Below are 12,860 nucleotides of genomic sequence, written 5' to 3'. Positions count from 1 at the left end.
CAGATCACCGTCCTGTTCCTCCGGGGCGTTTGGCCGTGCTGCTGCCGGTTTTGACTTCGGTGTCGAGCTTGTCGAGGATCGCCTGCTTCCTGGTCTCCGCCGCGGCGTCGGTCTCGAGATCGGCCACCGCGGTCGAGATCGTGTCGATCTTGGTCCCCAGCCCGTCCACCGCGGCGGCGATTTCGTCGACCGTGGTGGTGATCCCGTCGAGCTTGGTACCGACCGCGGTGACGTTCGCGTCGACAGTGGTCAGTTCGGTCGCGATTCCGTCTGCCGTGGACTGGACACCGGTGACCTGAAGGCCCACCGCTTGGACCTCGGGGACAACCTGGTCGACCTTGGTGTCCACGTCGCCGACGGCGGTCTTGATGTCGGTCAGTTGCTGGCCGAGGTCCGGCGGTATCACTGGTGCCTTGATGATCAGCAACGTCACGACAGTGTTCTTCGGTTTGGCCGTGTTCGCTGCCGGGTTCTGGCTGAAAACGGCCCCCTCGGCTCCCTCGGCTTCGATCGTCTGGACGCGTGGCACGAGTTCGAAGTCACGCAGCTTCGTCTCCGCGGCGGCCTGCTGCAGGCCGACGACGTTCGGCACTCCGACCAGGACGCCCCCGGCGCTGCCGAACGAGATGCCCGTCACTGTCATCGCCGTACCCCCTACCTGCGTCCGAGCAGAAGCACCAGCAGGAGCAGCATCATGGTGGAGTCCCCGCCGCCGAACCCTGCCTTGTTGTCACCGCCGGAGTAGCCGGGCAGGAGCAACAGCAAGGGGAGAAGGATGCCGAGCTGGTTCTGCGACTGGGTGAGGACCTTGATCGACCGTCCGCTGTCGTCGACGGCATCGGTCGTCTCCTGGCTGATCAGTGGCAGCAGGACCGCCAGCATCTTGGTCTGCTGGAGATCGGCTCGGATGGTGTCGGCCGACTTCCGTCGATCGGCGACCTCGCGACGCAGCAAGCCGCCTTGCCTGTCCTGGTTCGTGGACAGCGTGTTCGTGCGCGTCTCGAGTGCCTGGACCGCGCTGCTGAGAGTCTCGATCTTGCTGTCCAGGTTCCGTGCGGCGCTCTGCACCTGGGTCTGGCTTGCCGGCGTCGTGGTTTGCCGGGGCACGAAGCTGCTCTGCCGTGTCGGCGTTCTGACCATCGTGCTCCGGCGTGGCGCCGCTTCCTCGAACCCCTCGTCGTAGTCGAGGCTGTCGAGCAGCGAGTCCAGATCTTCCGAGTACCCGTTCATCAATTGCTCCTTTCATGACTGTTCGCTTGGTCCGTAAGGCCGTTCCGCCGGCCGTGCAGCCGGACGTGCAGGCGGACCGCGGGGAGAACGATCTCCGCGAACGACTCCGGCTCCGGAGGCATGAACCCCGGCCGGCCGCGGCCTCGGCACCACTGGCAGCCCGCGTCGTCGCCGAAGCACGCCGGGCAGGCACCGAGTGCTCCGGCGACACGGGCGAGTTGGTCTCGGAGTGCGTTCAGCGCAGCCGTGATGTCTTCGAAGTGAGTTCTCAGCTCGCGGCTCCGGAGATGCCGTTCGGCCTCCCATTCCGTTGCGTGGTCCTCCTGCTCGGCCAGGAGGTTCTCCTCCGCCAGCGTTTCCTGGCGCTTCGCCAGCAGCTCGACCACGGGCGCCAGCTCCGGATCGTTCCGCGCGAGCTCGCTGACCGTCGCTTCCAGGCTCTGACCGCCCGCGAGTTGTTTCTTGATCAGCTCGAGCATTTCGGTGTTGGACATGGCAGTCAGCTCAGCAACGCGTCGTACTCGTCGATGACGTCGAAGTCGCCCTCGATCAGGTCCTCCTCGAACTCGACGTCCTCGTCAGCGTCCTCGCGCCATGGTCCGGCCATGATCTGAAGGAGCCTTACGGAGCGCTGATCGGGATCGCCGGGATCAGCGACCAGGCCGCCGTCCGGGCCGACGAGGTACGCCGGTACGGCGATCGCCTCGTCCCAGCCGACGGCCTCGGCCTCGGAGGCCCTGGCGAGCGTCGAGAGCAGGCCGGCGAACGCGTTCGCCGGGACGGGAACGCCCGAAGGGCCTGCAGGTACCGCGGGGTTGCGCCCGGACATCAGCGCCGTCAGAGCTTGACCCATCTCCGGGCTCGCGAGCAGCCGCAGCAGCCCATCCGTCGCGGCAGGACGAGCCGGTTGCTGCGTGCCCGGTGGTGCGGGAGGCAGTTGAGGCACGCCGGCTTGTTGTGGAGCCGGCGACGGTGCGCCGCTGCCAGGAGGTGGTGCCGTGCCGCCCGCTCCGCCGGCCACGTTCATCACTCCGCTGATGATTCCGCCGACATCGCGCGCCGGACCGGTGGTGTGCTGCTGCAGGGCGGCGCCGGTTCCGCCTGCAAGGGCACCGATGAGTGCGCCGTACGGACCGCCGTACTGCATCCCGGTCGCCGCACCCTTCAACCCACCTTGCAACGCCGTAGCGGCGACGGGCGCGGCTTGCTGTGCCAATCGGCCGGCGTCGCTGATGACCGACTTGAAGGCGTTACCGAGGCCGGCGAAGAACTCTTCGTACTCGAGAGGTGTGACCTCGGTCCCGAAGGCGGTCTCGAACACGGAGTCCAGTTCGGCGTCGGTCAGGCCGGAGAAGCGGTCGTCGAGCGCGTCACGAAGGTACGGGTAGCTGGTGTCGTTCATGATCCCCCTCCTCGGAGTCCGGTTCAGCCGGCTGCCGCGGAGCGCAGTACGGCGGTCAGACGCGGCCCGGCGAGATCCTCGATCGCTTCGGGACCCGAGGCGATCGTCTGGAGGATGCCTTCGGCGCGCTCGACGTCGAGGGCGAGGACGGTCAGGGCGGGATATTCGTCGAGCAGTCTCTCCGCGAGTGGTGGCACGGCCCCGCCGCTCATCGCGATGACGACGAGATCGGCCTCGGCCTCGGCCGCGCTCAGCATCAGTTCCAGATCGGACCCGATGGCAAGTTCGAGCTCGAGATCCGACTGCCCGGCCAGTGCGGCGCGGACCGTCTCGATCACCGGAGACGGCCGATCGGCCACCAGGATGCGGTTCATGACAGCGCCGGCCCTCCCATCGGTCACGTCACCACCGACGGTACGGACGTCCGAGCGCCGAAGGGATGAACCGAAGGATCCGTCCGGGATGCAATCCTCTGAATCTTCGGGAGGTATCTCAGGTGAAGACCTCGACGAGCCGCAGTGCCTCCCGTGGGCCGCGGAGGCTGAGCTCGGCGACTTCACCGACTCCGCGGACGTAGTACTTGGTGTCGAGGACGCCGGGCTCGAGAGCGGTCGTCTCTGTGGTGCGAAGCGCGTGGCGGAAGGTGCCGAAGGGGACCGTTACCCGGGCTGAGCGGTCGACGACTTGGAAGATGTCTTCGGCGTGCCCGCGGTACCACTCCTGCCGGAAGCGCCGGCCGAGCTGCGGGTGTGCTTGCATGACGACACCAGGCTGTGCGCCGTCGACGCCGGCATGGAACGATCCTTCGCGGCTGACGACGCGGCCCCGGGCATCCAGCTCCGCCGTGTCCTCACCGAAGTACCAGACGTTGCCGCACTCGTCCTGGGCGTAGTAGTCGCTCGTTCGCTCCGTCAGCAGGTTGCTCAGATAGAGGCGATCCTCGACCACCCGAGTGCGGACGCCACGCACCAACTTCGTGCGTGGGCTGACCTTGACGATGTCGAGGGCTGGTTCGCCGTCCTTCGTGCCGGTGTAGACCATGGTTCGTCCGACCGGGAGTGGGAACCACCGGTTGGTCACCGACGCGGTGAAGTCTTCGGTGTCGATCCGCGGCCGGTACGACGTACCCGGACCGAACACCGGCAGGTTGCACCGCGCAGCAACTGTCGAGTTCGTGGTGATCGACGCCCGTGCGCTTGAGTGTGCTGCGCCTGGACAGAGGAGCAGCGCTGCCGAGAGCAGGGCAGCCGAACGTCGAGTGTTCATGGTGGCCTCCTGGTTCCTGTCGAGCCAGACCAGGAGATCACCATCAACCTGAACGCAGGGTGAATGTCGCCGCGAGGACGCCGGCTCGTTCGAGGGATCGTGAACGTCGGCGACGCATCCTCGGCCCGAACCGTGGCAGCGTCAGCAGCGGGTCGTCCTGCGCGTCAGGACCGCAGGCGACGCAGAGATCCGGGCAACGCAGGGCGCGCAGTTCGGGGCCCCTCCGGCCGTCCGGCCACTTGACGAACGCGCGCGTCCGGCCTGCCATCAGCCAGAGCCCGAGATCGGCCGGCGAGGTTTCCTCGGATCGGCCGCCGTCGGGGCGGCACCAGCGCACCGCGGTGATACCGCAGACATCCTCTCGACCAGGCTCGAGCCGGATCGCCGTGACGAAGACAGTGTGTGAACTCGCCAAGCTCATTGAATTCTCCCGAAGGTCAAATCAACCAACTATCAGGCGACCAAGTGGCTGGCAAGAGTTTGCATCAGGTCGGGCAGCTATTATCAGCGGAGCGAATCCAGCCATTCACAATGCGTTGCTTATCCGCTTCAGTGAAACCGCTGGGTCTAGAAACAACTCGGGAATTCCAGTTTTATCCAGCACGGCCGCTGTCAGATCGTGAACTCCAGCCACAGTGGGAAGTGGTCGGAGATGCGCCAGGAGAGCTGCGACCTGGTGAGTCCGTTCTGAGCGTGCGGGACGAAGTCGAAGCTGCCGCAGCGCTGCGTGTACGTGAGCCCCTGGAGGAGTGCCGGGAGCTTGGGATCCGAGGGATCGTTGAACCAGGCGATCTGGTCGTAGAAATGACTTGTGCGGTCATTGTCGAAGATGGTCCGGGGCGCCAGTCCCAGTTCTGGCGGTGGCCAGAGACCGGTGGAAACGAAGGCTTGATACAGAGGGTTGTCGATGCGGTCGAGATTGAAGTCACCGAGCACCAGCAGGTTGCGGTTCCAGTCCTTCGGCTGATCGGCCCAGTCACGCATCCACCGGGCGAAGGCGCTGATCTCGTCCAGGCGACCGGCTGTGCTCTTGCCCCAGAGGACATGCACCGTGGCAAGGATGAAATCTGTCGTCCCACGGACGAAGCCGGCGGCGTAGGGCGTGCGCGCGAACTGCTTCGCGTTACCCGTGGCGGTCGCGGGGAGCACGATCTCGCCGACGAGACCGGACGGTTTCACCCGGTCGGCGTCGTACACGAAGGCCAGCCGCTCCTGATTCCCCTGGCTGCCTTCGGTGGTGTCCGACACGATGACCCGGTACTGCGGGCCGAGCCGGTCGAGCAAGGCGAAGAGCGCGGTCGTGTCACGCCGGGTCTCCTGGATTGCCGTCACATCGAACCTCTCCAGGACGGCGGCGATGCACGCCAAGGCCTGCCAGTCGCGCTTGGGTTGGTCGTCATCGGTGGACTGCCATTTGTTGGTCAGGCCACTGAACGCTCGCAGGTTCCAGGTACCGATGAGCAGGTTGTTCTTGGTCTTCGCCGGTAGTTGCTTGTCGAGCGCCTTCCTGATGCCTTGGAGATCGCGCTTCACGGCGGCCGGCATTCTCCCGGGGGGCGGCGTCATGACACGCCCCGTCCGTAGGGGTAGCCGATCGGCTCCGCCAGCTCCGTGGTGGCATCGAGTGGAGCGTCGAGGCGATCGCCGACCTTGTATTTCCTGATGTCACTGCGGATTCCGACGTACGCACCGTCGCGCCTGCCGTCCTTCAACGACTGGACGACCTGCAACTTCCGCAGCGAGCGGACCTGGTGATCCAGCACTTGGGTGATCCGCACCATGTGCCGAGCCCAGTCGGACGCGGGATTGGGCTCGAACGGCATGTGCCGTACCGGCTCGACCAGGTCATGGATCGTCTCACTCATGGCGATTCCCCCCGGAACACAGGCCTGACCTGCCAGTGCGGGGTCTCAGGCGCCGCGACCCCCCAGCCGCACCCTCGTCATCGAGCGTGCGCCGCGCGGTCAACGCTGTCAACGGATTGATCGCGCAACGGCGAATGGGACACAAAGGCTCGTGCGGATTCGGAGGAATGCAGTGCGGGACGTTGAAGGTCCGCAGCTGGCCGCGCGCCTGCAGGCCGCGGTCGCGACTTCGGACGTTCGCACCTGCGTCCACCGTCGGACGCTGAGACGGCTCTTTCTCGGGTGGTGGGTTTCGGGTCAGGATTGGGGTATGACCGCGACCATCGTCCTGACCCACGGCTTGGTGAGCCGGCGGTGGCGGTGGCGTGCGCTGAGGCTCTGAGTACCTCCGAGAAGTCCGGCTGTCACCGCCCGCAGGTCACCCCGGGACGGTGGCCGTCGCGCTGACCGTCGGCCGGTGTGGTGATCCCTCCCGGCGTCCCGGTCGCCGCATGCCGTACCTGTGAAACGTTTCCACACACTGCCGAACAGTATGAAGAAAGGACAGAGCGATGCTTGATCCCGTCGTCGGCAAAGGTCAGCTGACCGAGACCGACCGCTTCATCTTCGAGTCGTGGGGCTACTTCCTGATCCCGAACGTCCTGACCAAGGACGAGGCTGCCGAGGCGTACGACGTGTCGCAGCGTCTGCACCAGAGCCGTGACCGTGAGTTCGGTCAGATCGGCCGGACCTACGAGAGTGAGCCGGTGCTCGAGCGGCTCATCGACCACCCCGACGTCCTCCCCAAGGTGCAGGGTCTGCTCGGGGACCGGTTCGTGCTGCAGGCCGGCTGGAACACCATGCAGCCGGCGCATGCGGGCAACGGCGGCTGGCACCAGGACGGATCGTCCGCGTTCGACTTCAAGGACCTGGGCTACCCGGTCCCGTTGCTGCAGCTCCGGGTGTCGTACCTGCTCACCGACCAGACCGTCCCCGGTATGGGCAACATGGAAATGATCCCCGGCAGCCACCGCTCGCGGGTCGGCCTGCCTGATTCGATCCGGCAGAGCAAGGGCGACATCGCGATCGGCCATGTCGTGTGTGCCGAGGCCGGCGCCGCGCTCGTCTTCCACAACGGCGTCTGGCACCGGACCTTCCGCCACGACGGCGACTACGACCGCTTCACCACCCACTACGTCTACAGCCCGCCGTGGGTGCGCATGGCCGACCGTTTCGGCAACGACCCCGAGTTCCTCGAACGCACCACCCCGCTCAGGCGCGCCCTGATGGGGGAGTTCAGCCGGCCGGACGCCCCGTTCGGCGCCAACTACGACCCGCTACCGATCTGACCCGCAGACGTTCCGGCGCGGCACCGGCTTCCCAGAGGCCGGTGCCTGGCCGACGTCAGCTGCTGATCTTGAACTTCGGCGATGTCACCAGCTCGGCCAGCTGGTCGGCGGTGAACACCGGTTGCTTCAGCGGCGACCGTGCGTCGTTGTCGCTCTTCTTGGTCTGCGCCAGGACCACGACGGTGCCGTCGTCGTACCGATAGGCGGCCCACTGGTCGTACCGAGCGTCGGAGCCCTTGGTGGTGAGCACGCCGACCTTCTTGCCGCCGACGTCGACGACCACGCAGGTGCCGGTCCCGCCCCAGAACTTCTGCGCGACCTTGCACGGGGTTGTCGCCGGGTTCCCGTCGGGCGTGGTGGACTGCACGAGCAGCTGGCCGACCCGGTCGTCCTTCTGCACCGGGATGGTGGCCATGTACTCCCAGTAGTCCTGCTCCCCGTCATTGGACGCGTATTGGCTCTGCGGATAGCTCATCCGGCGACCGTCGGGGTACTTCAGGTCCGGTGTGCCGAACCCTGCCGGTACCGCCGAGCGCAGGTCCTGCATCAGCGTCACGGCCCGGGTGGCGCGCGGCCCCGCGGTCGCCGTACGGTCCACCTGGCCCTCCGGCCAGGGATCCTGCGACTTCCGCGTCTTCGGCGCCACCGGCGTCACCGTGGAGACCGGCCGCGTCGTGGGTTGGGCCGTGGGTTGGGTCGTTCCTGTGTCGCCGGCCACCATCTGGCCCACCGACCGGTGACCGCTGTAGTTCGCGATCACGGTGGGAGCGGCTCCGACCCCGACCACCAGCGGTACGGCGGCGACCGCCGCCCACCTCACCCTGCGCCGCTTACGCGTCCGGCGGGCCCGGTCGAGGGCGTGGGCGGGATCCATCGACGGCGGCGGGGTGCTGCGCACCATCACGTCGCGGAACGCCTCGTTGAGATCCTCTTCGTTCATCGAACCTTCTCCTCTTCCAGCAGACCGCGCAGCGCGGCCAGCCCGCGCGATGCCTGGCTCTTGACAGTTCCGGTCGAGCAGTCGAGCAGCTCGGCCGTCTGCTCCACGGACTGGTCCTCCCAGTACCGCAGCACCAGTACGGCGCGTTGCCTCGGCGGCACCTTCACCAGCGCCTCGAGCAACATGAGCCGTTCTTCGGTGGGGCCTGCCGACGCCGTCGGCGGGTCGGCCGGCGGGACGCCGACGGACTCGTACCGGAACCACCCCCGGCGCCGCTCGGACAGGAACGTCCGGATCAGTGTCTGCCTGGTGTAGTTGTCCATCGCGTCCTGCCGCTGGATCCGGCGCCACACCTGGTAGATCTTGGTGAACGTCTGCTGGACCAGGTCCTCCGCACGATGCCAGTCGCCGCACAGCAGGTACGCCGTACCACGCATGGCATCGGAACGAGCCGCGAAATACGCCTCGAACGCGGCGTCCCGATCACTCATCTGCCCTCCCCATCCTCGGTACCGGGTTAGACACGCCCCGAGCACCGAAGTTGGTTGCACGGCCCGATCCTTCGGTTGTCACCTGCTGCGGTCGGCCAGGAATGTCGACAAAGTCCATTCGGCTATGCGATCAACGCGTCCATCTGCGCCACGGCCTGCTGAAGTCCTTCGGCCATCCCGGTGGCCAGGAGTTGATCCATCTGCTCGCGGGTGTCGAATGCGGCGCGCAACTCCATCCGGGTGCCACCGGCGTACCGCGAGAGCTCGACGTGCACCGTGTTCGGTGGGAGGGCGTCGTCGATCCTGCCGTCGGCATCCGCGAAGTAGTCCACGAACTCCAGCGACTTCGGTGCGTCCACCGCGGTGAACCGCCAGGTGCCGTGAAACCTCTCGCCCTCCGGTCCGGTCATGTAGTAGAACACTCGGCCGCCAGGCGTCAGATCGTGGTCGATCATGGTGGCCGGATGCGTCGGCGGGCCCCACCATTTCTCCAGCTTCCGCGGGTCCGCCCACAAGTCCCAGACCTGCTCGGTCGACGCCTCGAAGTCGGCGACCAGGGTCAGGGTCAACGCGTCGAAGTCCTTGTCAACGCTCGTCACGCTCATGCTGCTCATCTCCTTCGCCGGACAGCAGATCCGACATTCGTTCGACTCGTGCACGCCAGGTGGACTCGAGTTGGTCGAGCGCGTCCCGGGCCTGCCGAACGGCGTCGATCCGGCTCCGCACGAGCTGTTCCCGCCCACGCCGTTCCTTCGACACCAGACCGGCGCGCTCCAGCACCGCGACGTGCTTCTGCACCGCGGCGAAGCTCATCGGGTACGCCGCGGCCAGGCGCGATACCGACGCCGCCTCGCCGAGACACCGTCGCACGATGTCCCGCCGCGTCGAATCCGCCAAGGCATGCAGCAACTCGTCCACATCTACAACCATTTGGTTGTACGTTAGATCGCGCCAACCACCCCGTCAAGGCGAGGACGCGCCGACCTGCGCGTTGTGCGGAGTAGTGTCGGGCTGGAGTCGAATCGGGAGACGACCGTGAACGAGACCCGGATGCCCGTTGCTTTTCTTGGCCATGGCAACCCGATGAACGCGCTGGAGACGAACCGTTACACGGAGGCTTGGCGGGTTTTCGGGGCGTCGGTGCCGCGGCCGCGCGCGATCCTGGTGATCTCCGCGCACTGGTACACCAATGCGACCGCGGTGACTGCAATGCCGCGTCCGCGGACCATCCACGACTTCTACGGATTCCCGCAAGAGTTGTTCGATGTGCAGTACCCGGCGCCCGGTGCGCCCGAGGTCGCGGAACTCGTGGCGGACGTCTGCAAGCCCCGGTGGGTGGGGCAGGACATCGACAGTTGGGGAATCGACCACGGCACCTGGTCGGTCCTCCTGCACGCCTTCCCGGACGCCTCCATCCCGGTCGTTCAGCTGTCTCTCAACGCGTTCAAGGACTTCGACCACCATCTCGAACTCGGCCGCAGGCTGAGTCCGCTGCGCGATGAGGGCGTTCTCATCGTCGGCAGTGGCAACATCGTCCACAATCTGCGCGCCGTCGATTACCGCAAGCCGGACTCGGGGTACGACTGGGCACTGCGTTTCGACGAGGCCGCACGCGAGCTGCTCGAGGCTTCACCCTCGGAGGTGGCAGCTCTCGACGCCCATCCTGACTTCGGTCACGCAGTTCCCACCCCGGATCACTTCCTGCCTTTGCTCTACGCGGCCGGGCTGGCCGACGACGAGCCGTTCGATCTGCTCGTCGACGGACATGCCGCCGGCTCGATCTCGATGGCGGCGTACACCCTCGGGCTGGACTGTGACGCGGCCGTCGGGCCGGATGCGGGCCCCGCGGCGCCACTGCCCGATGGCTTCCCCACGTCGGACAGCAACCTCTGAATCCGTGTGATCCGAGCCATAGGCCGGTCCCGGGAATGGATCTGTCGCCAATTACGCTACATTAGATGTATCGAAAAGCTTCAGTGGCCACGCGCGAGAAGGGGCATGGGTATGACGATCTCGAGCGGGATGGAGACAATCCTCTTGCTGCTGGTGGGCGCGACGGCGGTGTTCCTGATGGTCAGAGTTGCCGCGCGACGGTACCGAGACAAGCCGCAGGTCTGGCGCAGTCAGGCATTCCTGTCTGGTGTCAGTTCTTCACCACGGCCGGAGCCAGAAGGCCGACGGCGCGGTCCATCCAGCCCTTGCGCGGCGAGCCGAACCTGAGGACCTCTGCGAGGTAGGCGCCGACCAGTACGCCGAGGACCGTGTCAGGATCGATCGTCGGCTGCAGGCGCCCGGCTTTCATGTCGATGGTCATCAGGTGGGCGAGCGAGCTCAGTCGGGTGGCGAGTCGTGACCGTACAGCCGTCGAGAACTCGGGGTCGCTGTCGGCGATGATCGCCGCGGTGGCGCCCGGTCCGAGCCGGTTCTCCAGGATGTCGCTGATCTGGTCCATGACCCATCGCAACTTCTCGCCGACCGGAAGGTCGGGCGCCAGGGGTCCCGGGTCGATGAGGTGCTCCAGGATCGCGTGCAGCATCTCGTCCCGGCTGCGGTAGCGGCGATAGATCGTCGTCCGGGCGACACCGGAGCGGGCCGCGACGGAGTCGATGTTCACGGCGGCCGGTCCCTTCAGGCGGAGCAGTTCGCGCGCCGCCTCGAAGATGCGCTGGTCGGTCGACTCGAGCCGGGGCCGGCCGCGATTGCTCGTGGTGGGTGGCATGGGGTCCAGTCTGCCGGGAACAGAAGTACGGCGATATGCGCTACAGAGCATGTATCGAAAACGTTAGGAGGAGGTCACATGAGTACGTCGACGTTCGATGCGATCGACCTGGTCCTGCTGATCATCGTCGGGGTGGCAGCACCCTGATCTGCCTCGGAGGTATCGGGCTCGCCCATCGGGCGCAGGAGCGGGCCTCGGTCAGGACGCGCTCGAAGTGTACGAACCACGTCTGAGGAGGATCGCAATGGAGAAGATCGTTGTCGGCATCGACGGCAGCAAGGGTGCTCGACAGGCACTCGAATGGGCGGTCGCCGAGGCAAGAGCGCGTGGCGCCGGCCTTGTCGTCGTCCACGCCTGGCAGCAACCCACGGCGGCGCTGATGTCGCCGTATGCTCCGCTATTGGCCGATCCTGCGAGTCTCGTAGAGACGGCACACAAGACGATGACCGACAGCCTGGCGACGGTGGATCTCACCGGCCTGGCCCGCGAGCCCGAACGACAGATCGTCCAGGGTCCCGCCGCGCCCGCTCTGCTCGCAGCCGCGCGGGATGCGACGTTGCTGGTCGTCGGCTCGCGAGGGCGGGGCGGATTCGCCGGGCTGCTGCTCGGCTCAGTCAGCCAGCAGGTCGCCCACGAGTCCATTGTCCCGGTGGTCATCATCCCGCCGGCAGCCCGGTCCAACAGCCGGCCGGACGGCTGACAATGGCCACCGCACAGACTGTTGCCCTGCACAAGCGTCAGCTGTCGGAACACGAGCTGGCTGAACTGAAACTCAGGCTGCAGGAACACCGCATCTTCCGCCGGAATCAACTGCGCGACTTGCTTGCCTCGCGCAACTTGAATGAGCTCCAGGAGAGTTGCAACTCTGGTGGCCCTAAGCGTCGCTCTCGAGGCGAACACAGCAGTAGCCCGGGGTCGGTCGAAGGTGGGCTTGCAGGCCGGTGATGCCGAGGCCTGAGACGAGACCTTCGAGGAGGCAGAGGTTCATCTCGCAGACCAGATCGGTGTGCTGTCGGGCGAGAGTGTGGAACGGGCAGTTGCCGAGGACGATCGCGTCCTGCTGATTGCGCGGTTCGAAGCCTTGCTCCTCGAGCAGACGCATGAGTGCACGTGAGCTGGTCGGGGCGGATGTGTCGCCGACGGCGGCGGCAAGGTCGGTGCCGAACTGCCGGGCGCGACGGTCGAGGGCTGCCCGTGGCGTTTCGCCAGAGGCCTCGACGTCCTCGAGGGCAGTTGCGAGGAGGCTGCCGGCCAGGTCGTAGCGGCGTTCGGGCAGGGAGACGCCGATGTACTCGCTGGAGCGTCGGTACAGCTTCGAAGGTCGTCCTGCTCCCGGGCCGGTGCGGCCGGTGCGACGCTCGAAGACGACCTCGAGCAGCCCCTCCTCGGCCAGCCTGTCGAGGTGGAAGGCAGCCGTCGAGCGAGGGATCTCCAGCGCGGCGGCCGCCTCGTCCCGCGTCACCGGATCGGCCTGGCGTACGACGTGGTCGTACAGCAGGCGCCGCGTCGGTTCTTCCAACGCTGCGACCGCCGAGATCCGGGCGTCCCTGGAGTCGTTCACCCGACCCACTCTAAAGCCAAGTCCCATTGACGAAAACGATGGCTCCTTCTAAAGTCAA

18 protein-coding genes are annotated in these 12,860 nt (G+C 66.6%); 3 read left to right on the top strand and 15 right to left on the bottom strand.

What is annotated here, in order from left to right; translation table 11 throughout:
* Positions 1-4: 4 nt before the first annotated feature.
* The 9 genes from ACWEOO_RS26140 to ACWEOO_RS26100 all read right to left on the bottom strand — a co-directional run bounded on the left by ACWEOO_RS26140 (position 5) and on the right by ACWEOO_RS26100 (position 5,763).
* Positions 5-643 (bottom strand): PASTA domain-containing protein, encoded by a 639-nt coding sequence (locus ACWEOO_RS26140; RefSeq protein WP_452145252.1) that lies wholly within the window; start codon positions 641-643, stop codon positions 5-7.
* 11 nt (positions 644-654) lie between these two features.
* Positions 655-1,230: a hypothetical protein gene (locus ACWEOO_RS26135; protein WP_452145251.1), complete on the bottom strand. Its 576-nt coding sequence runs from the start codon at positions 1,228-1,230 to the stop codon at positions 655-657.
* Positions 1,230-1,724 carry a hypothetical protein gene (locus ACWEOO_RS26130; RefSeq protein ID WP_452145250.1) on the bottom strand — a complete coding sequence of 165 codons (495 nt, stop codon included), beginning with the start codon at positions 1,722-1,724 and terminating at the stop codon, positions 1,230-1,232. Before ACWEOO_RS26130 ends, ACWEOO_RS26135 begins: the two co-directional genes overlap by 1 nt.
* Before the next feature lie 5 nt (positions 1,725-1,729).
* Positions 1,730-2,632 carry a hypothetical protein gene (locus ACWEOO_RS26125; protein WP_452145249.1) on the bottom strand — a complete coding sequence of 301 codons (903 nt, stop codon included), beginning with the start codon at positions 2,630-2,632 and terminating at the stop codon, positions 1,730-1,732.
* A gap of 23 nt (positions 2,633-2,655) precedes the next feature.
* A complete protein-coding gene (locus ACWEOO_RS26120; RefSeq protein ID WP_452145248.1) occupies positions 2,656-3,033 on the bottom strand; it encodes a hypothetical protein in 378 nt (125 codons plus the stop codon).
* Positions 3,034-3,124: 91 nt separating this feature from the next.
* On the bottom strand, positions 3,125-3,898 hold the full coding sequence (locus tag ACWEOO_RS26115; RefSeq protein ID WP_452145247.1) for a hypothetical protein: 774 nt from the start codon (positions 3,896-3,898) through the stop codon (positions 3,125-3,127).
* Positions 3,899-3,941: 43 nt separating this feature from the next.
* Positions 3,942-4,319, bottom strand: a complete 378-nt coding sequence (locus ACWEOO_RS26110; protein WP_452145246.1) for a hypothetical protein — start codon at positions 4,317-4,319, stop codon at positions 3,942-3,944.
* 191 nt (positions 4,320-4,510) lie between these two features.
* Positions 4,511-5,431: an endonuclease/exonuclease/phosphatase family protein gene (locus ACWEOO_RS26105; RefSeq protein ID WP_452145245.1), complete on the bottom strand. Its 921-nt coding sequence runs from the start codon at positions 5,429-5,431 to the stop codon at positions 4,511-4,513.
* Between the two features lie 29 nt (positions 5,432-5,460).
* A complete protein-coding gene (locus ACWEOO_RS26100; RefSeq protein ID WP_452145244.1) occupies positions 5,461-5,763 on the bottom strand; it encodes a hypothetical protein in 303 nt (100 codons plus the stop codon).
* 551 nt (positions 5,764-6,314) lie between these two features.
* Here ACWEOO_RS26100 and ACWEOO_RS26095 point away from each other — a divergent pair.
* Entirely contained in the window at positions 6,315-7,091 is a 777-nt protein-coding gene (locus ACWEOO_RS26095) for a phytanoyl-CoA dioxygenase family protein (protein ID WP_452145243.1), read from the top strand.
* Positions 7,092-7,146: 55 nt separating this feature from the next.
* Here the strand turns inward: ACWEOO_RS26095 and ACWEOO_RS26090 are convergent, their stop codons facing one another.
* The 4 genes from ACWEOO_RS26090 to ACWEOO_RS26075 form a co-directional block, all read right to left on the bottom strand.
* Positions 7,147-8,031, bottom strand: coding sequence for a hypothetical protein (locus tag ACWEOO_RS26090; RefSeq protein WP_452145242.1), 885 nt, complete (start codon positions 8,029-8,031; stop codon positions 7,147-7,149).
* On the bottom strand, positions 8,028-8,522 hold the full coding sequence (locus ACWEOO_RS26085) for a SigE family RNA polymerase sigma factor (protein WP_359922857.1): 495 nt from the start codon (positions 8,520-8,522) through the stop codon (positions 8,028-8,030). Before ACWEOO_RS26085 ends, ACWEOO_RS26090 begins: the two co-directional genes overlap by 4 nt.
* Before the next feature lie 122 nt (positions 8,523-8,644).
* Entirely contained in the window at positions 8,645-9,127 is a 483-nt protein-coding gene (locus ACWEOO_RS26080; protein WP_452145241.1) for an SRPBCC family protein, read from the bottom strand.
* Positions 9,108-9,452: an ArsR/SmtB family transcription factor gene (locus tag ACWEOO_RS26075; RefSeq protein WP_359922874.1), complete on the bottom strand. Its 345-nt coding sequence runs from the start codon at positions 9,450-9,452 to the stop codon at positions 9,108-9,110. Before ACWEOO_RS26075 ends, ACWEOO_RS26080 begins: the two co-directional genes overlap by 20 nt.
* Before the next feature lie 120 nt (positions 9,453-9,572).
* On the opposite strand from ACWEOO_RS26075, the gene ygiD reads away from it, so the two are divergent.
* The gene (gene ygiD / locus ACWEOO_RS26070) at positions 9,573-10,415 is read left to right on the top strand and encodes a 4,5-DOPA-extradiol-dioxygenase (protein WP_452145240.1); all 843 of its coding nucleotides are present in this window, start codon (positions 9,573-9,575) and stop codon (positions 10,413-10,415) included.
* A gap of 250 nt (positions 10,416-10,665) precedes the next feature.
* Here ygiD and ACWEOO_RS26065 read toward each other — a convergent pair whose 3' ends face one another.
* Entirely contained in the window at positions 10,666-11,241 is a 576-nt protein-coding gene (locus tag ACWEOO_RS26065; protein WP_452145239.1) for a TetR/AcrR family transcriptional regulator, read from the bottom strand.
* A 244-nt stretch (positions 11,242-11,485) separates the two neighbouring features.
* Here ACWEOO_RS26065 and ACWEOO_RS26060 point away from each other — a divergent pair, with 244 nt between their 5' ends.
* The gene (locus tag ACWEOO_RS26060; RefSeq protein WP_452145238.1) at positions 11,486-11,941 is read left to right on the top strand and encodes a universal stress protein; all 456 of its coding nucleotides are present in this window, start codon (positions 11,486-11,488) and stop codon (positions 11,939-11,941) included.
* 174 nt (positions 11,942-12,115) lie between these two features.
* On the opposite strand, the gene ACWEOO_RS26055 is transcribed toward ACWEOO_RS26060, so the two are convergent.
* A complete protein-coding gene (locus tag ACWEOO_RS26055; RefSeq protein WP_452145237.1) occupies positions 12,116-12,802 on the bottom strand; it encodes a helix-turn-helix transcriptional regulator in 687 nt (228 codons plus the stop codon).
* Positions 12,803-12,860 lie beyond the last annotated feature (58 nt).

It is taken from the genome of Kribbella sp. NPDC004138 (genome assembly GCF_053603655.1).
The sequence above is the reverse complement of the archived record's forward strand: the minus strand, read 5'-3'. Positions and strand labels throughout refer to the sequence as shown.

What these genes read in the sequence shown, in the direction of transcription:
- ACWEOO_RS26140 (WP_452145252.1), bottom strand. Translation starts at nt 643, where the DNA reads ATGACAGTGACGGGCATCTCGTTCGGCAGCGCCGGGGGCGTCCTGGTC.
- ACWEOO_RS26135 (WP_452145251.1), bottom strand. Translation starts at nt 1,230, where the DNA reads ATGAACGGGTACTCGGAAGATCTGGACTCGCTGCTCGACAGCCTCGAC.
- ACWEOO_RS26130 (WP_452145250.1), bottom strand. Translation starts at nt 1,724, where the DNA reads ATGTCCAACACCGAAATGCTCGAGCTGATCAAGAAACAACTCGCGGGC.
- ACWEOO_RS26125 (WP_452145249.1), bottom strand. Translation starts at nt 2,632, where the DNA reads ATGAACGACACCAGCTACCCGTACCTTCGTGACGCGCTCGACGACCGC.
- ACWEOO_RS26115 (WP_452145247.1), bottom strand. Translation starts at nt 3,898, where the DNA reads ATGAACACTCGACGTTCGGCTGCCCTGCTCTCGGCAGCGCTGCTCCTC.
- ACWEOO_RS26110 (WP_452145246.1), bottom strand. Translation starts at nt 4,319, where the DNA reads ATGAGCTTGGCGAGTTCACACACTGTCTTCGTCACGGCGATCCGGCTC.
- ACWEOO_RS26100 (WP_452145244.1), bottom strand. Translation starts at nt 5,763, where the DNA reads ATGAGTGAGACGATCCATGACCTGGTCGAGCCGGTACGGCACATGCCG.
- ACWEOO_RS26095 (WP_452145243.1), top strand. Translation starts at nt 6,315, where the DNA reads ATGCTTGATCCCGTCGTCGGCAAAGGTCAGCTGACCGAGACCGACCGC.
- ACWEOO_RS26090 (WP_452145242.1), bottom strand. Translation starts at nt 8,031, where the DNA reads ATGAACGAAGAGGATCTCAACGAGGCGTTCCGCGACGTGATGGTGCGC.
- ACWEOO_RS26085 (WP_359922857.1), bottom strand. Translation starts at nt 8,522, where the DNA reads ATGAGTGATCGGGACGCCGCGTTCGAGGCGTATTTCGCGGCTCGTTCC.
- ACWEOO_RS26080 (WP_452145241.1), bottom strand. Translation starts at nt 9,127, where the DNA reads ATGAGCGTGACGAGCGTTGACAAGGACTTCGACGCGTTGACCCTGACC.
- ACWEOO_RS26075 (WP_359922874.1), bottom strand. Translation starts at nt 9,452, where the DNA reads ATGGTTGTAGATGTGGACGAGTTGCTGCATGCCTTGGCGGATTCGACG.
- ygiD (WP_452145240.1), top strand. Translation starts at nt 9,573, where the DNA reads ATGCCCGTTGCTTTTCTTGGCCATGGCAACCCGATGAACGCGCTGGAG.
- ACWEOO_RS26065 (WP_452145239.1), bottom strand. Translation starts at nt 11,241, where the DNA reads ATGCCACCCACCACGAGCAATCGCGGCCGGCCCCGGCTCGAGTCGACC.
- ACWEOO_RS26060 (WP_452145238.1), top strand. Translation starts at nt 11,486, where the DNA reads ATGGAGAAGATCGTTGTCGGCATCGACGGCAGCAAGGGTGCTCGACAG.